Here is a 19139-nt window from a genome sequence, read left to right as displayed (position 1 = left end):
GCTGCGTTTTCTCTATCCGTTTCTGCTCTTTTTCTTTGTCAAAAATCGTGTTCAGCTTCTCGTGGGCATTATCAGTATCACGGCTTAAGGTATTGACATCCTGTTTCTGATTATCCTTATCGCGGATAATAATCTCACCTTCCGACACCGCCGCATGCGTGCTATTGCTGTCTTTCCCTTTGTTATTCACATTGGTCAATAACGAACCTGCCGCATTACCCGCTAACTGGTCTTCAAATGGCGAGCCACCTGTGCTAAACCCGCCACTGTGGCTTTCCACTTTGTACTCCGCTTTGTTTTTTATATCCCCAAAGCCCAGTGTGCCCGTATCGAGCTTGTTCTTCTCGGCCTCTGCCGTGCTGCCAATCACCGCACCATCGAGCTGGGTGTGATTGCCCACCGTAATATCAAAACCGCCTTTGCCTGCATTGATACCCGTTTGTTTATCCACCGATTGATAATCACTGTGCATCTCGGTTTTATTCACATTCACCGATGCCGTGGTATTCAACCCTGTGCCAATGCTACCCGACAAGCTACCGCCTTTTTGCTTCGAGTCGTATTTGTCGGTGGTTTGCTGGCTCGATAAAGTTAAATTGCCGCCAACATTGGCTTTCACTGTTTCGCCGCTAACCTGCGCACCTGTTAATGTGGTATCTTTGCCGCTGTTCAAGGTCAGTTGTTTACCTGCATCCACCTGTGTATCGGTGTAATACTCACTATTACCTTTTTCGAAACCGCTGCCTTTATTAACGCTGGCATTGACGTTCCAACCGCCTGAGCTGATCCCCGCACCAATTGAACTGCCTGAGCTTGAGTTTTTGCCATCCACCGTTTGCGTGTTGCTAGCACTGGTCAGGTCGATATCATTTTTTGCTGTTAAGGTGATGTCTTTATCTGCGGTTAACTGGCTGCCTTGTACTGCCAAGTTGCCTTGACTGCCTTCTTTTTTGCCCGTGGCTGTAAGGTTAATATTATCCCCAGCGCTCAGGCTGCTACCAGATGCGGTATTTTGCTGCGTTTTTGTCGTGGATTTTGACGAGCTACTGCCATAAGACACGTTCACACCAAAGGCATCTGTGACACTGCCGCCTTTTTTCAGCCCAGCCAACTCACCGGCTTGTTCTGCTTGAACACCTTGCAGACCCGCTTTCATCCCTTTAAGTGCCGCTAATTGGCCATCGTCTTCCTGTTTCGCCGATTTCGCTGTCTGCGCCATACCGTCTAACATACTGCCCGCAGTACCACCTAATGACACCGTGAGGCCACTGGATTTACTTTCCACCGTCGTGATATCGGTTCGGCTATTTTCAGCGGCCGTAATATTCACGTCACTGCCTGTGATATTAATATCTTTCGCGGCGATCACATCACTGCCATGGATGTTCGCTGAACCACCAGCCTCCAGTGTCACATCACCTGCGGAGCTGCCGATTACGCTGCCTTTTTTCAAGTTACTGTCACTATCAGTCGTGACTTTTTGAGACGTTGATCCGACAGTTAAACCCAAGCCGCCTGTACTCATCAGCCCTGATTTCTTCGTCTTGGACATATGAGTTTCATGTAACGCCTCATCAGACGTAGTGACATTCAGCTGGTTACCTGCATTGACGGCAACATCGTTAGTTCCCAGAACATTGCTGCCCTGAATATTCACGTCATTACCTGCGGTCATTTTGATGCTATCGCCACTTAATGTACTGCTGATCGCAGTACGCGCGTTGACTTCATCATGGGTTTCTTTTGTGGTGCTCGATAGAAAACCTTTGTCCGTGTGTTTGGTGTGCTTAGCATAGTCACTGCTTTCCACCCCTGAGGTCAGGTTAATATCACGCCCCACATTCACAGCTAATTCGCCGCCACTGGACACATTCGCTGCGCGAGCGGAGAGATCTTGCCCTGCAGACAGTGTTAAATCCCCTTGAGTTTGGATTTGTGTGCCCACTTCTGTGCTATTAGCGCCACGATAGTAATTGCTTGAATTATGTGTGTAATCAAACGCTGAGCTAACATCGCGCGTTTCTAAACTAATATCCTGACCCGCAATAATGGAGGTTTTACCATCAACGCCTAAATTGCCAACATCTGTAGCGATCAGGTTGATATCTTGCACGGCTTTTAAGGTAAGCTGACCGTTATCACCCGTGACATAAATGCTGGCAGGGCGGTCGAGCCATTGTGATTGGCCATCTCCACGCTGCGCGGTTTCGCTGAGAATATCGCGCCCCGCGATGAGTGATACGCTATCTAAACCACGGATTTCACCACCCACATTTTTTATATCTTTCAATGCGTTGAGCTGAATATCCTTCCCTTGAATACGCCCGCTGTTTTCAATATTTTCTGCGCGTAAATCTGTTAATTCGCGGCTGTTAATTTCACCACTATTGAGCAAATCACCCGTAATATTGGCAGACACATTGCGCCCTGCAAGTAGTGCGCCATTGCCGTTTAGATCGCCTTGGCGTGCACGAACATACACCTGGGGCACACTTACCATCTCAACACGTCCATCTGGCAAGGTGACTTCTTTATTTACCATCCACACAATATCGGTTGTTAAGTTCGCCATTTGTTCTGGTGATAATGCAATACCTGGAGTCAGGTTAAATTGATTACCAAACGCAACACCATTCGTCAGCAGCGCACGGTATTGTTCTTCATCACTATTGTAGTTACCTAATAAGCGCTGCCCTGTAGTTTCAATCAATTGATCGCGAACTAAGCGTTGCTCATAATAGCCATCACCTAAGCGCTTATGTAGCTGCTCATTAGTGACAATATCAATGCTGGATAACCATTTTTTGTAATTAGTGAAGCGAGAGTCCGTTTCAATTAAGAACTGGCTATCCGTGCCTGGTATGACGTTAAACAAGCTGTTATCTGGCAATTGGGTACTTGGCCCAACGGTTCTGATCACGGTATCGAGGTTGTCTTTACCTTGGGGCGCTTTTTCTGCCGTGATATTTTGCCCTTTACCTACGTCAGTTTGGCCTTGAATATCAGTACCATTCCCCACATTGGCATCACCTGTCTGCGCTGTCGCGCCAACAGTTTTATCATCGCTCACGTCAGCTTTCGCCGAAACCGAAGGTAATTGCGTTACTTCAGCCTGTTGGCCTGCTGTAAGCTCAAGAGGCGTATTTTGACTGTCTTTTAATGTAGTTTCCGCCAGCAACGCCCCTTGGTTATCCGTTATCGTTGACTCAGACACGGTATCCGCTGCGCCATCGAGCGGATTGACTTTCACACCATCCAAGTGAGTTTTATTAATTCCCCCCGCTTGCTCTTTTACCTCCAGTAAATGTAGCGGTAAATCTTCTTCGCTATTAATACCTTGGTATTTTGACGTACTAGTACGCGTTTTCCATTTACCACCGCCTTTATAGCGATAAATCGTATTTCCATCCTCAAAAATATGACGAACACCTTGTGCTTCTTTATTGTTTAGCTCATAGCCTGTTAAGATCAGGTTTTGCCCCGCAACAACGCGTGAATTTTCATTGTTCAGTTGCTGTCCATCAATCGTTAAGTGTTTACCACTGGTGATTAATGCTGCATCGCGTTTGATGATTTGCGTTTCATAAATTATACGGTCGTAATCATATTCATAGAAATTTTTAGTCCAATTACCATACTCAAACATCCGCCAGCGATTGGATTTTTCATAGTGAATACCCACTTCTTTGTTGAGCGTACCATCGTCATTAATCGCATAACGGGTTTGGTTACCATTACGTGGCTGAATTTTATAGCGCTTACCATTACCGTAATCGTACCAATCAAAGTGCTCGCGGCTAACTTCAACTGGTTTTTCAGTCAGCTCTAAGTGAATATCTTTGTTTTCCAGTAGATCAGTTTTGAGAGTAAGATTGCCATCCGCTTCAATATTTGCACTGTGGTTTTTCACACTTTTAGCATGGCCTGTGGCTTGTAGCTTGTCGTTGAGCACATTGCCGATGGCTAAATCACCGTCACTGTAAATTAAAGCGTGGTCGCGGTTTACCAGCTCAGAAACTGCGAGATTAACCTCTTTACGCCCTGCAATAACCGCCGATTTATCCCCTTGTTTATCATTTAATAAGGCATTGGCTGCTATTGATAAGAAATCGCCATAAATACGCCCTGTACCTACGTTATTGAGATTTTTTGCAACAATGTGGGTCAAGGTACCATCAATTATCCCAGTATTGAGGACGTTGCCACTGGCCTTGATTCGCGTATTTTGCCCACTAATTTCCCCAGATAGCTGATTAATGACAGCCGTCGTGCTTAAAGCAAGCTCACCAAGGCTAGACATTAGCCCATAATTTGTGAAACCTTGGGCAAAATTAGCGGTTAAGCGTTCGCCCGCCTGAATACGCCCATGATTTTCAAATGCTTGATTAATAGCGAATGTCAGTGCTTTTTGGGCAATAAGTTTCCCTTCGCCTGTTAATGTGTTCGCTGATACACTCGCAGAACCATTGCTAACGATGACCCCTTGCTGGTTTGTCAGCGTTAAAGCTTTTCCTTTCACATTATCAGTAATGGTCAAATCTGACCCTGCGGATACCATGCCTTGGTTATTATTTAAGGATTGAGCGATATTTGCCTGAATAGCTTGCCCTGCGCGCACTGCGCCACGTTGGTTATTCAATTCAGTCGCTTTTAGCGTGGCATTTTGCCCTTCAATCCCTTGCCCTGCTTGGGCGGTATTTTGGTTATCAATATTCTTTGCGGTGATATTCAGGTTACCATTAGCTTTAATCCAGCCTTGTTGGTTATCAAGCTGTTGCACTAAAAGCAATTCAACGTTGTTTAGCCCTTGAAGAGTGCCTTTGGTGTTATTCAGGTATTGGCTAGCAACCTGTAAATCTGCCCCTGATAAAATTTGCCCTTGTTGGTTATCAACACCTTGCGTAATCGTCAGGTGGCTATTTCCCTGTGATTGCAATGTTCCTTCGCGGTTATTCAGGGTGGTGCCTGTGATTTTCGCTGAAGATTGACTTAAGAGTGTGCCTTTTTGGTTATCGATATGATTAACATCGACATTTAAGCCTTGTTTACCTTGTACGAACCCTTGCTGATTCTTCAGATCATTGGCTGTTAGGGTGAGTTTCTCTTCACTCGCCAACACGCCCTCTTGGTTCAATACATCATTTTTCTGAGTATTGATATCCAATAAGCCACCCGAATAAATCCGCCCTTGCTGGTTATCCAAGGTCTGAGAGGTTAATACATTTACCCCCGCACTTTGGATTTGCCCTTGCTGGTTCGTTAATTTGCCGCTGTTGAGCGTGAGGTTCCCACCACTTAACAACCCACCAGTTTTTTGTGTGTAGCTATTGTTGAGAAGCTGCCCATGAGTGTCCAAGGCTAACTGCAGACCTGCTTGAACCCGCCCTTGCTGGTTATCAAACTCCCCACTGTTCAAGCTTAACCCGAAACTGGCTAAAATTTCCCCTTGGGAGTTATCGACACGGTTTTTCTGTGTATCGATTCTAATATCACTCGCTTGAATATGGCCTTGTTGATTAATCAGCTCACCAACCGTTAACGCCAGTTTTTGGCTAGCAAAAATCCCTTGATCGTCTGTTTTTGCGGTGTTGGTTAAACGTTGGCCTTGAGTATCAAGGGTGATAGATTGCCCCTTAATCGTGCCTTCGGTGTTATCCAACTGCTGAGTTTTCATCGAGATAGCAGATTGGCTGCCAATCAAACCTTGCTGGTTAGTTAACGCTTGGCTATTAAGCGCCAATTGGCCTTTTGCCACAATACGGCCTTTTTCGTTATCGAGCCCCCCCGTGGTTAACGTTAGCCCGCCTTGTGCATAAATACCTTTATTATCATCACTTTGTGTATTGTTTAATTGCTCACCATGAGTATCAATCAGCATGTCACTACCTGACTGAATGGTGCCCTGCTGGTTTTCAATTTTACCGCTATTTAACGTGAGTTTTTGTTGCGCTAACAATGCCCCTTGTGTGTTATCAAATAACTGGTTTTGGGTATTGATATTGATGCTATTGGCCTGAATGTACCCTTGCTGGTTTTGCAGTGCTTGGTTACGCATCTGCAATACTTGCTCTGCCGCAATAAGTCCCGCTTGGTTATTGATATGACCCGCAATATCTAATGTGCTATTCCCATGGCGTGCGACAACCTTACCCTGCAGGTTATTCAGTTCACTCGCTGTGATTTTCAAGCCATTTTCACCGACCAAAGCACCATTTTGGTTAACTAACTCATTTTTTACATCAATGGATAAGTGACCATTATTTGCTGTTAAGATCTGGCCATCTTGGTTATCAAGGGAATCCGCTGTTATCGTAAAGTGGCCATTACTGCCAATTTCACCTGCTTGGTTGTTTAACCGCCCTTGCAGCGTGATTTTTCCTGCTTTATCACCTGTTTGTAATAATTTGCCATTTTGGTGTTCGAGGGTGTTTGCCGTGAGAAAAACCTGATCTGCCTGAGTAACCCCTTGGTTTAATGACAGCGTTTCACCTTGAATATTCAAGGTATTTGCAGCCAGTAGCTCGCCTTTATCACCATCAAGAGATTGGCTGTTTAAGGTAACATTCCCCATACTCGCAATCACTTTACCTGTACGGTTAATCAGTAATTGAGTATCGGCGAATACCCCTTGGCGTCCAGTTAAGGTGCCGCTTGTATTATCCAGTACCTGTTGAATTTGTAGGTTTAACGCCCCCATTCTTGCACTGAATATTTTGCCTTGTTGGTTTCCTAACGTATTTGCCGTTATCTGCCAAGAACCATTACCACTGATGTTACCCGCTTGGTTATTTAGGTGTTGAGAAACGAGAAGTGAACCTTGTTGCTCTCCAAGTTGAGTCATTGTCCCTTGCTGATGGTTTAGGTTTTCCGCTGTCAGCTGAATGTGATTGGCTTGTGTATTTCCTGCGCTCAAGTCAATGTCTTGTCCATGCAGTACAAGCTCCCCATCCGCGATAATTTCCCCGCGCTGGCCTTGTACATTTTCAGCAACAATGAACATGTCTCCTTGCTTGCTAATCACCTTGCCATCCACATTAGTGAGTTGCGAGGCGTTCAATGTGAAATCATGTTCGGCAAACAGCGTTCCTGCTGTGTTATCTACGCTGTCTTGTGCATGAATAAACAATGCCCCCACTTTCGCAGCAACGACAGTACCTTGTTGGTTAGCCAACGCGTTCACATCCAGATGTAAAGCACCTTGGCTACTGATATTACCCGCTTGGTTATCAAGGGCTTGAGTCAGTTTTATTTGGCCTTTTTCACTGCCCGTTTGCAGCATTTTCCCACGTTGATGAGAAAGATTTTTCCCGTCTATCTGAATATTGTCAGCTTGGGTAATTGCGTCATTAAGGTTGAGATTATCTGCCGTTAAAGTCAGCTTGCCTTTCGAGAGTATTTCGCCTTTCTCGCCCTCTAGCTGCTTAAGTGTTAGCTGGTTATCTCCAAAGCTCGCAATAAGTTTACCTGATTGGTTAATCAAACGATTTGCTGCAAGTTTAATACCTTGATTACCTAATAATGTGCCTTGAGTATTATTCAATGCTTGTTGAATATTTAGGGATAATTGCCCTAATTTCGCTGCAATAATTTTGCCGTCTTGGTTATTCAACGCATTGGCTGAAATCTCAATTTGCCCATTGCTGGAGATTTCCCCACGCTGATTATCAAAATGATTTTGAATACGTAGTTCCGTTTTTCCATCCCCAACTTGTAGTAACGTTGCACCTTGATGGGAAAAGTTATTGGCTAAAATGGTAATTTGATTAGCTTGCGTAAGCCCATGATTTAAATTGATATCTTGACTTTCAATGTGCAAAGAGTTTTGTGCGAAAACCGTTCCTTTATGGCCATCCACCTGGTTTGCGGTGAGTAATGCAGCGCCTGATAAACTGCTAATTTTTCCTTGTGTATTCACCAGCTGATTGGCTTTGATAGCTAAATATTTATCAGTTTGGATCACGCCCTGCGTGTTATTCAATTTTGTGGTTGCAGTGATCTCTAACTGTTTGTTAGCACTGGTGAATAATTTACCATCACTGTTATCAAGGTTATCGGCCTGTATGTGCAGGTCACCTTTGGATGACACACTTCCCCCATGGTTATCCAAGGTCGTCGCAACGTCCACCGTCATGGCTTTATCGCCTGTTTGTAGGATATTTCCTTGGCGATGAGAGAACGCATTGGCTTTTAAGGTGATTTGTTCAGCTTGAGTCTTCCCATTATCCAAATTCATGGATTTCCCAGTTAAGCTTAGGGCGCCACTGGTCAGAATTTCCCCTTTTTTTCCATCCAACTTGTCTGTTTTGATGGATAGCCCTTGTTTGCCAGAGGCTAAAATCGTGCCTTGCTGGTTGTTCACATTTTGACTTTGAATATCCACTTTGCCATCACGGCTGAGCAGCTGCCCTGACTGGTTATTCAACTGCTGCGTGATGATTGCGGTATCACCCGCAAGGTTAATTTCCCCATTTTGGTTATCAAGCAGTTGGGTCTGTAATGCGTTTTTCGAATTGCCCGTTTGGACCAATTTACCTTGTTGGTTATGGATAAATTCAGGGGCAATTAACAACAAGTCTTTGGCAACAATTTCCCCTTTTTGGTTATCAATCCCTGTTTTTGCCGTTAATGTGACTTTATCCGTTGCCTGTAAATGCGCTTCTTTGGTGCGAATATCTTTTATTGTCGATGTCAGTGTGATGTTTTGAGCTTGGGTATTTGAGAACGAAAGGTCGAGTTCACTCCCTGTCGCTGTTAACGATTCTTTAGCAACAATATCACCTTGAAGTGTAACGTTTTTATCACCTTGAACCGTTAAAGAGCCCGCCGAGGTTAATTTTCCTTTGCTGTCGACCCCTGCCGCGAGCAAGGCTGTTTTATCACTGTTGATTTGTGCGGCATTTAAGGCCGTATCACGTCCAGCAACCATTTGGCCTTTATCGGTGTTGGTAATTGCCTGTTTTGCATTGAGCTTCACATTTTGCTGAGCTAAAACAGTACCTTGGTTATGAATTGATTGTTGGCTGTCGATGGCAATGTTTTGGCGTGCCGTGATCACCCCCGAGTTCCCCACTTTACCGTTCGCTGATAAAGTGATATCCCCAGCTTCTGCCCCAATATGCCCTGCATTTCGTACACCCACGCCATTTTCTGTTCCACGCATTTTGATGGTATTGGCGTACATCCCCCCCAATGCAGCAACATCTAAAGCAAACTCAGGTTTATCATCCGTTGTGGAATTATCCGTTTTGAGAATGGTTTTCCCATCCGCTGCAACCGTGTTTTTCCCTGTGGTAATGGCTAAGTCTTTAGCATGCAATTTAGCATTAATATTGACTGAACGGGCGATTAACGCCGTATAGTTGGTACCATTACCGTTGTACCCCTTACCAACAATATTGATACTGCCTTTATCAACTTCAAACCCTTTGATTTTGCCATTTTCAATCAAGGTTTTGCCTGCCGATAGCAAAGCTTTATCCGCATTGATAAACCCACAACCATTACAGGTGATCCCCGCTGGATTGGCGATGATCACATCGGCTTTTTTCCCTGCAACTTCGATAAAACCGTTTAATTGACTCGGATCGCGGCTATTTACCTCATTTAAGATGATTTTCGCCTCGCCCTTTGCCAACCACTCATTGCCTTGGATCATTCCACCCAGTTGAGTGTTGACGTCGTGGCGGCTGTTATTCAGGATTACCCCTTTGTTATCAACATCAAATTGGCTGTATTGGTTACGTGAAACGCCATCACGATTAGGCGCTTGAATATTCACTTGAGGTAACCCATTTTGGGTATTCACAATCGTCGGTTGCTGATTACTAGGCGCATTACTATCCGCTTTAATGTTCGATGCGGAGGCGCTAATGCTCACCATACCCAACGTCAACCAAAGACTAGTAACAATGGGTTTAATTGACCAACGAACTCGGCTATTTGCTGTTTTTTTAACACGATTTTCTGTTTGGCACGCAGGCCCTGCTTGATGACTGCGAGTAATGTCCGCAACGACCATCACCATTTGGCGCGCTGCATTAAAAATTAAGCGGTAAAATAACTTATTCATCCTGAGATACCTTAATAATTCCAATTAACAGAAAATGCAAACGTCGCCGGATCCGTTTTAAATCCGTCAGGTTTAGAGAATGGCGTACCAATAGAGAGGTCGTAGCTGAGGTTAGCCGCACTGATTGCTCCCCTCAGACCAATTGCGCCCCCCGCTAGGTGATTGCCAAGATTACGGTATGTACCGTGTCCACCAATTTCCCCATAATCAGCCCCAAGATAGAGCTCTTGGTTCGGGAGCGGTGTTACCCATGAAAGGGTATTTCTTAGCGTCCATCCTTGGTCTGCACTGAGAGTTCGTTCCCCATCAAAGCCGCGAACCGTCCAGCGGTTACCGATACTGAATTGATCTTGAGGAGTTAGCTGTCTGTCACTAATTTGGCGTAAATATTGAGTTTCAAAACGCAGTTGTTGGTCTGAAACACGAAAAGGAATACTTGCGGAGGCTGAAAATTGCATCACTTTTGCCAGTGCAGTGGCATATTCCCTTGAGTTGGGATCGTTCGTTTCTTCAAAAGCAGGCATCGCACCAAACCAACGCGTTCCATGTTGATAGCTTGCGCCAGCGGTGATCGTTGACTGCCCGATATATTGACGATGGTTGAGACCCAGTTTCCAAGAGGTAGTACGGCGCTTTTGGTTTTCAATTTCGGTATCACGAACAAAGTTACGTGTTTCGCGTAAGTTAACATCATACGTTGCCGTCGTTTTTGCTGTTGCATCACGATATAACACATTGCTGAGCTGCAAGTTTAAGCTCTTACTTTTTCCACGATATTGAATATCATCATTCATACCAGCAATTGTTTGTGTATATTCATAATCACTCGCCGTGGTCGCAAATTGCCAATAACCAAAAGGAACAGAATAGTGGGCACTGTAGTTCGTCGTATCCTTGCTACTTGAAAAGCTCAAGTCACGAGTTGCAGTAATGTAGAAAAGATCGCTCAGTGAGGTCGGATTATCCAAGGCAAGCATGATACCAGCTTGGTTTTTACCCGTACTTTTTGACCCTGTGTTATCTGCCCATGCGCTCGCATGCCAATAGCGTGATTGTTGCCGATTAATCACAATTTGCGTTTCGCCTGGCCCATCCCCAGGGATCATTTCCATTGAAGCTTGTACCGTTGGTAAGCGTTGTAAATTTTCGAGGCCTTGCTCAATATCACGCAAATCTAATAAATTTCCCGAATGCGCTGGCATCGCGGTATATAACGTGCTGTATTGAGATGAGTTATCAGTAAAGAGAACTTTTTGTACCTTACCAGGTAGCACCACCAATTTAAGTGTGCCCGTAGATAAATCTTGCTCAGGTACCAACACTCGTGAAGTGATCCAGCCATGACTGATCAAACGATTCTGCACGTCGGTAATTAAGAGATTGATACCATCAATACCAATACAATGCCCAACCGCCTGATTGGCTAAACGTTGTACAGGAACCCAATGAGGTAAGCCTTCTTGCCCTGTGATTTCAACTTGTCTAATCACAAAGCAGGGGGTTTCCTCAGGGAATTGCAACTGTGTTTTTGCAATAGGTGAAAGCAAGCTGACATCAGGAGCCTTCGCGTCAAATTGTTGTTGTTGCGCTTGCTGCTGCTGCGTCTGCCGATTAAATAAGTTATCTGTATTATCAGGCTTCAATAGTGAGGCTTTTGCGACGGTAGGAAAACAAAAGGTAAATAAAATTGATCCATAGATAAAATTACGCTTTAAAAACATTATTTTTATTAATCACTATGATTTGAGTTAAGTCAATATACGCAACTTTACACAATTTGACTTAAATTACAATCGGACTAGCCCCTGCATTTTTATTACACCCTTTAGTATTTTATTTAATGAATTGATTTAAATGTAATATTAAACTGTAAAAAAGTTTTTCATAAAAAAAACAATAGAAAAACCAGCTTATTTAAACGGCCTTAAGTTCACTGATAAACCTTATTAACTTGGCATAAAAATTATTTTCACCATTGTTGTTACGCTAAAAAAATAAAAAATAACTAATAGCCACCCAAAAAATGAGTAAATATATCTTATTGATTTAGATTTTATTGTGAACTAGAGCTTGATGAGTGAAAATAACTAAGAAAGAGCGATAAGGGCAATAATTCACCCTTATTTAAAGATAAATGATGTGATTTTTAGCTATTGCTAATATTGATTTTCAACGCTGCTGCAATCGCTAAAGGGGAGAAAGTAATACTTGCGGCAAATAATGCAGCGAGAATGGCAAAATAGCCATCTAATGGCATTTTGAAACTGTGCGCTTCCATGGTACCTGTCGCATAAATCAACACGGGAATATATAAAGGCAATACCAGCAAACTAACTAACACGCCACCTTTTTTTAATGACACCGTCAGTGCTGCACCTATCGCGCCAATAAAGCTTAAAACAGGCGTTCCCAGTAGTAATGTTCCCGCTAATACCATTAGGGTATCGCTAGTAAATGACAACATCAATGCAGCGATTGGTGACAATAAAATCAGCGGTAAACCCGTCACTAACCAGTGTGCAATCACTTTTGCAAAAACAGTGATAAACAAGGGATGAGGTGCCAACAATAGCTGCTCAAGGGAGCCATCAAGATAATCATCTTTAAATAAACGCTCTAAAGAAAGTAAAGATGATAAAATGGCAGCAACCCAAAAAACCCCTACAGAAATACGTGATAATAGCTGTGGCTCTGGCCCAATACTCAGCGGAAAAAGCGTAATGACAATCAAGAAAAACCACAGTGGGTTAACTAACTCAGAAAAACTGCGAAAGGCAATTTTCAATTCTCGTTTAATTAATAACCAAAACATGATTCACCTCCACCCGTCAGTTTTAATGAGCCAAATCGCCCTGACATCGCCTGATGAGAGGTAAACAAAATAATCCCCCCTTGATTAGCATGTTGATGAAAACGCATCGTTAACCGTTCAACCCCTGCCACATCAATTGCGGTAAAAGGCTCGTCTAGGATCCACAATGGTGCTTCACTTAACCACAAGCGTGCTAAGTTCACACGGCGCTGCTGCCCTGCAGAAAGCTGGTTCACAGGAATATCTTCAAAGCCAATCAACGAAACTTCCTCTAAAGCCTGCCATATGCTATCCCCTTCAGGCCCTTTATGGTGCATTTGATGATAAAACTTGAGGTTTTCATACGGCGTGAGTAACGATTTAACAGCAGGTTTGTGGCCTAAATACAGCAAATGGCGAGTAAATTCTTCTTTAAGTTTGTCAATCGGTTGATTTTGCCAACATACCTCGCCCTCATCAGGCTTAAGTAGCCCAGCCATCATTCGTAAAAGCGTGGTTTTTCCCGCGCCATTAGGCCCTTCAACCTGCAAAATTTCACTCGGTTGAACGGTAAAATCGAGCTGTTGAAATAAAATGCGATTTTGACGATGGCAACTGACTTGTTGTGCACTTAGCATGCCGTTGATTTCCTGTTTTTTATTCTAAGATTTGGCAATTTTGTTCAACAGCATATCACTGATGGAGTCACTCGATATTGCTTCACCGCAAAGCACTTGCATCAAAACTTCAGAGCCTAAAGTGGATAGAGAAAATAACATGTCGGGTTTAAGCAAGCGGATTTTATCCATATTGCTTTCTTGATTGATCAATACAACGGTTTTTACTGTGCTATCGCTGCCCGCTAACTCCCTCACACCTAACAAAGCAAATGTGCTAAGTGAGTCACTGTCAGTCATGATCAACACACACTTCGCATGTTTGACATTGGCGGCGGCAAGTAGCTCAGAACTGGTTGGATCACCTGTGACAATATTGTCTTTTTCAGGGTAATGGCTACGGTGATTCTCTTGACAAATAACGGCTACAGGTAGCTCGCGTTTTTTTAATCCTTGATACACATTGACCGCCATTGGCGTACTACCAATCACCACATAATGATTTTTCATATATGAAAACCTCTTACGCACAATTTCTTTTGTGCCTTTTGCCAATACGCCAACAACATACACAACTGAAGTGGTGAAAATAGTAATACCTAGAATAATGACAGTCACGGTAAATACCCGCGCATCTAACGTCACGGGCACAATGTCGCCAAAGCCAACTGTCGTCATGCACACCAGTGCGAAATAGAAGGCCGTTGTACCATCTTTCACGACGGGTAGGAACTCATTGCCAATATATAAAGTACCGAAAATGGAATATAACAATAATGAAATAATACAGGTAATTGCCACAAACCCCGCGCTGGTTAAGCTGTGATGATGGTAAAGCTTCCAAAATAACCCCAGTGCAACAAATAAGGCCAAAGAAAAATAACCTTGGTGAATATTTTCTTGGGCTAGTCGTAAATCAACAAATGAAATGATCCCTAATAAAAATAGAGAGAAAATCCACGCGATACGCGCGCCATTTAACATAAAGAGAGAAAGAAAAATGAGTGAAATACCAAGTAAAAAACGCGGAATATCTAATAATTTCATAAACCCTAATGATTTCAACCACTCGGTAAAACCATTTTCACGCCAGTCAATGTAGTCCGTATAAGCACTTAAAACAGGCTTTAAAATCATAGAACCATCAATGATGATCAAGATAGAAAGCACTATCCTGATCGTTAAGGATGATCTCAAAAAAGCCACAAACGCGTTATCTAACATGACTGACTTTCATCCTTTTTTAGCAAACCATTAAAACTTTTTATATACCATAAATATAACAAAAGATAATATCAATTCCGTTTGCCCGATAACAAATCGTCATTCGTTATCGGGACATTTAGATTATGAATGATAAAACATCGTCTATAATTGGAAGTCACCTCATTCGGTGATGGGCTAAAATGAGTTAATCTCACTTCCATTTTGCTGAAAAAACAAAACATTAAAGAATACTTAAATATTAGTGATCATGGCCAAACTATTTTGAACTTAAGTTTGACCTGTAAATCTAAACACCGATTTCTCAATTATTTTTCAATATTACTTAGCGATTAAAGAAAATAAGAGTTTAAAAACACTATGCTTAACACTACACGCACAGAGAGATTTAGCTGGTTATCACTACTCTGGCTATTAATCTACTTTTGGTATTTCTCGTCGTTATTGCAACTGTATGTGGTCGTCACAGGCCAAAGTAACAGTATCGGGTTAAGGGATTCACTGCTGTATAGCTCTTTATGGCTAATTCCCGCGCTACTTTTCCCTCGGAAAATTAAGCTTATTGCAGGCGTTATTGGGGTTATCTTGTGGCTATCTTCTGTCGTCGCCCTCGCTTACTTTGTGGTTTACGGCCACCAAATCTCACAGAGCGTTATGTTTGTGATGTTTGAAACCAATACCAATGAAGCAGGGGAATTCCTCAAACAATACTTTAGTTTTAAAGTCGTCGGCATCATTCTTGCCTACACCTTAGTGGCTATTTTCTTGTGGTCACGCCTAAAACCCGTTTATATACCGAAAAAAGGCAACGTGGTTGTTTCCTTGCTAATATTGATCATTTTGTTTGGTGTGCCGTATTACAACAAAGGCATCAAACAAGATAGACCACTAGCCAATGTGGCTTCTTATGTAAATAGCAAACTGGCCTATGCAGCACCATGGCAGTTTGTTAGTGGTTACTTTCTCTATAAAAACCAGTTAGCTAATATGGAGGAGTTGATCAGAGACAACAGTAAAATTCCACCGCTCGCCAACTTTGTCGATGCCAATGGCAACACGCCACGTACCTTTGTATTAGTGATTGGTGAGTCCACCAGCCGCGATAGAATGAGTTTATACGGTTATCAGCGCCCAACGACGCCAGAATTAGTAGAACTTGCAAAAGACTATCCTGCTAACTTATCGGTATTTAATGATGTGGTAACGCCACGCCCATATACCATTGAAGCGCTACAACAAATTCTGACGTTTGCCACCCAGACAGAGCCTGAACTGTTTAACTCTCGCCCTTCTATCATGAATATGATGAAGCAAGCGGGCTTTAAAACGTTCTGGATCACCAATCAGCAAACTATGACTGAGCGAAATACCTTACTGACGGCCTTCTCTCGCCAAACGGATAAGCAGTATTACCTCAATAATGATATGGCTCAGAGTTCACGTATCTATGATGACGTGGTATTTGATCCTTTCAAAGAAGCACTTGCTGACCCTGCGGAAAAGAAATTTATCGTTGTACACCTGCTAGGCACACATATGCGTTATGAATTCCGCTACCCAGAAGATAAAGCGATATTTACGCAAAGAGACAGCCTGGTACCTGCTAACCTGAAAGATGACCAAGTCAAAGATTACAACGCGTATGATAATGCACAGCATTATAATGATTATGTGGTGTCAACCTTAATTAAAGACTTTGATTCTTCTAAAGAAAATGGCTTCTTAGTCTTTTTCTCTGACCACGGAGAAGATGTCTATGATACACCACCACATGAAATGTTAGGCCGTAGCGAAGGTAAACCAAGCAAGGTTATCTACAATGTGCCATTCCTTGTTTGGCAATCACCTGAATGGTTAAGTACCCATCAGTTTGATTTAAAAGAAAAAACAACTCGCCCATTCAGCACGATGGATTTCATCTATGCATGGTCTGACTTAGCAGGCTTTAACTACACAGGTTATGAACCAGAAAAGAGCTTGTTTAGCACAGAGTTTAAACCTCAGCCTCGTTACATCGGCGACCCTGATAATAAATCCTCAATCATGCTTTATGATGATTTGAAGAAATAATGTCATAACAAGTAGGTGGAGTGCATTGCATTTCATCTACTTGCCTATCTTAAGCAATGCTTTTTAGTTCATGTGTACCTTCGCGGTTTATTTTGCCATCTTGCAAAATAAAACTGACTTCACCACGCCAGAACTCCGCTAAGAAAATATCATCGATCGATTCAATACCTTGAAATTCAATCTGTTGTTTTAACCAAGCTTCATCCCTTTCTATCGATTCCAACTCACTGGTTCTTATCACGCCATCTTTCATTAAAAGCACCGAAGGCATATTTTTTTCATCACAAATGATGGTGAGCTGCCCGTCAGGTTCGATTTGTGCGTAGTAAATTTCTTGAAATGAATGAATACCTTGAGCATGAATGCGTGATGAGATATTGATGATATCTATTTTATTTTTTTTCTTTAATATATTTTCCATAATGAATTGCCCCTTTTTAATAATCGGTATTGGGTTACCAATTGCGACATTACGGAAAAAATTCACTTTCTTTGTTAATAAATTCAAAGAACTAATCAATAAAACACCGATTATTAAGATCGTTATATATTGATACAATGGTATTGTATCACTGTAGATCACCCCTCCGATAATTCCCCCTAAGACAAAATTACCAATGAAATCAATTGGTGTCATTTGAGAGAGCTGCGTTTTTCCAGACAAATTCATATGAGTAATAACGATAGCGAAACCAATAATGAACTTTAAAATGATAAACGAATAATAGTACGTCATATTGCTACCTTTTATATTATCTAATTCAAAACATTTTTTACTTCTTGTGCTTGTACAATCAGTTTAGCCTGTTTACGCCCCTTTAGATGTAATGACTTCACGAGTCATTAAAAACCACGCACATTCAGCACAAGGTTGTAATTAATGATATCAGACAACCAAACATCCTTTTAATATTTCAAAAATTCACCTATTGATTTTATAAAAATCTTAAAACCAGCTATATTAAAATATAAGCATAAATATCAATGCTGAAAAATGGTTTTAAACTCATTTTATTCTAAGGACATATTTATGAATAAGAAAATCATCGCTTCATTATTTTTTGTCGGCCTATTTACTGTCATAACAGGCTGTGATGATTCATCTAAACCCAGCGATACTGTTAAGCAAGCTGAAGAAAAAGCTCAGCAACTCAAAGCTGATGGTGAACAAAAAGCCAATGAACTTGCTGAAGAGACAAAAAATAAAGCTGAGGAGCTGAAACAAAATGCTTCTGATCTTAGCCAAGAAGTTAAAACTGATGCCATTAATAAAGCGGATGAAATTGCAACTGATGTGAAAGAGAAAACAGAATCCATCAAAGCTGAAAATGATGCTAAAACAGAGAATAAGTAATGTTTAAAAAAGTGCGAGAGTAAAACGCTGTAATCGCACTGACTCATGCCCCCAAATGCAGGTTTTTTCGCCTGCATTTGCCTGTTTTATCTATTCCCATACTAAAAAGCACCAAAACCTACCTGTTCCAACGGCTATCTCGTTATATAGTAAACCTTCTTTCATTTTATGACGTCAATACTAGGACTCACCATGGAAATCAAACACAGCCTTGGCCATGCAAACCCTGCATTAGTCGCAGATGCCTTTGACCTACGCCAGCAAGTCTTTACCCAAGAACAGGGGTTCCCCGCTGAAATCGATATTGATGAGTATGATGATGCAGCACTGCATGTCGTTTTATATTTAAACCAGCAGCCTGCGGCCGTTTTGCGTTGTGTATTGTTAGATAATGGGTTGATCAAAGTAGGCCGTGTTGCAGTGCAAAAATCGCATCGAGGTAAAGGCTTAGGCCGTGAAATGATGAAGTTTGTCCAGCAATATGGTACTGCAAACCAGTATCAAAAAATCGGCCTTTCTGCCCAACACACTGCTATCTCATTCTACCAAAGCCTAGGTTATCAAACCGAAGGGGAAATGTACGATGAAGATGGCATGGATCATATTTTTATGAGCTTATCTTTAAACCGTTAACTTTGCCCTTGAAATTAATTTTCTCGCCGCCATATTAAGATAAGGTCAATTATTAACCAGTTAGAGGTATACTATGGCGAACGGCTGGGCAAATGAAAATGCGGTACAGGAACAAATTGATGCCACGCTCGATGACGCGATTGCGAAAGCACGTGGCCAGTTGCCTTCAGGTGAAAGTGCTGAATTTTGTGAGGAATGTGGAGAACCTATTCCTGAAGCGCGCCGTTTGGCGGTATTAGGCGTGAAACTCTGTCTAAATTGCCAATCTGAACTAGACAAAAAACAAGCCGCCTTTAGTGGTTACAATCGGCGTGGTAGTAAGGATAGCCAATTAAGGTAACACCCTTTTCTTATCAAAGAATTGGCTATTTTTTGCAAGTT

The 19139-nt window shown here is 42.3% G+C and carries 10 protein-coding genes; 4 read left to right on the top strand and 6 right to left on the bottom strand.

Going from position 1 to position 19139, the window contains the following annotated elements:
• The 5 genes from PR808_RS07590 to PR808_RS07570 form a co-directional block, all read right to left on the bottom strand.
• A partial coding sequence (locus tag PR808_RS07590) for a hemagglutinin repeat-containing protein (protein ID WP_272539035.1) occupies positions 1-10069 on the bottom strand: 10069 nt, incomplete at its 3' end.
• Positions 10070-10080: 11 nt separating this feature from the next.
• Positions 10081-11790 carry a ShlB/FhaC/HecB family hemolysin secretion/activation protein gene (locus tag PR808_RS07585; RefSeq protein WP_206084700.1) on the bottom strand — a complete coding sequence of 570 codons (1710 nt, stop codon included), beginning with the start codon at positions 11788-11790 and terminating at the stop codon, positions 10081-10083.
• 425 nt (positions 11791-12215) lie between these two features.
• Positions 12216-12881, bottom strand: coding sequence for a heme exporter protein CcmB (gene ccmB, locus PR808_RS07580; RefSeq protein WP_206084699.1), 666 nt, complete (start codon positions 12879-12881; stop codon positions 12216-12218).
• Positions 12866-13498, bottom strand: a complete 633-nt coding sequence (ccmA, locus tag PR808_RS07575) for a cytochrome c biogenesis heme-transporting ATPase CcmA (protein ID WP_272539034.1) — start codon at positions 13496-13498, stop codon at positions 12866-12868. Before ccmA ends, ccmB begins: the two co-directional genes overlap by 16 nt.
• 24 nt (positions 13499-13522) lie before the next feature.
• Positions 13523-14701: an ion channel gene (locus PR808_RS07570; protein WP_206084697.1), complete on the bottom strand. Its 1179-nt coding sequence runs from the start codon at positions 14699-14701 to the stop codon at positions 13523-13525.
• Positions 14702-15061: 360 nt separating this feature from the next.
• On the opposite strand from PR808_RS07570, the gene cptA reads away from it, so the two are divergent.
• The gene (gene cptA, locus PR808_RS07565) at positions 15062-16771 is read left to right on the top strand and encodes a phosphoethanolamine transferase CptA (protein WP_206084696.1); all 1710 of its coding nucleotides are present in this window, start codon (positions 15062-15064) and stop codon (positions 16769-16771) included.
• A 49-nt stretch (positions 16772-16820) separates the two neighbouring features.
• Here cptA and PR808_RS07560 read toward each other — a convergent pair whose 3' ends face one another.
• Complete coding sequence (locus tag PR808_RS07560) at positions 16821-17507, bottom strand: DUF421 domain-containing protein (protein ID WP_272539033.1); 687 nt, start codon at positions 17505-17507, stop codon at positions 16821-16823.
• 294 nt (positions 17508-17801) lie between these two features.
• On the opposite strand from PR808_RS07560, the gene PR808_RS07555 reads away from it, so the two are divergent.
• The 3 genes from PR808_RS07555 (at position 17802) to PR808_RS07545 (ending at position 19098) form a co-directional block, all read left to right on the top strand.
• Positions 17802-18125, top strand: a complete 324-nt coding sequence (locus tag PR808_RS07555; RefSeq protein WP_206084694.1) for a hypothetical protein — start codon at positions 17802-17804, stop codon at positions 18123-18125.
• A gap of 192 nt (positions 18126-18317) precedes the next feature.
• A complete protein-coding gene (locus PR808_RS07550; protein WP_206084693.1) occupies positions 18318-18758 on the top strand; it encodes a GNAT family N-acetyltransferase in 441 nt (146 codons plus the stop codon).
• Positions 18759-18831: 73 nt separating this feature from the next.
• Positions 18832-19098 (top strand): DksA/TraR family C4-type zinc finger protein, encoded by a 267-nt coding sequence (locus PR808_RS07545; RefSeq protein WP_272539032.1) that lies wholly within the window; start codon positions 18832-18834, stop codon positions 19096-19098.
• The last annotated feature ends 41 nt before the right edge of the window (positions 19099-19139 follow it).

This window comes from Providencia sp. PROV197 (assembly GCF_028479625.1).
Lineage (GTDB): Bacteria > Pseudomonadota > Gammaproteobacteria > Enterobacterales > Enterobacteriaceae > Providencia > Providencia vermicola.
Note: the sequence above shows the minus strand (reverse complement) of the source record. Positions and strands in the feature narration are given on the sequence as shown.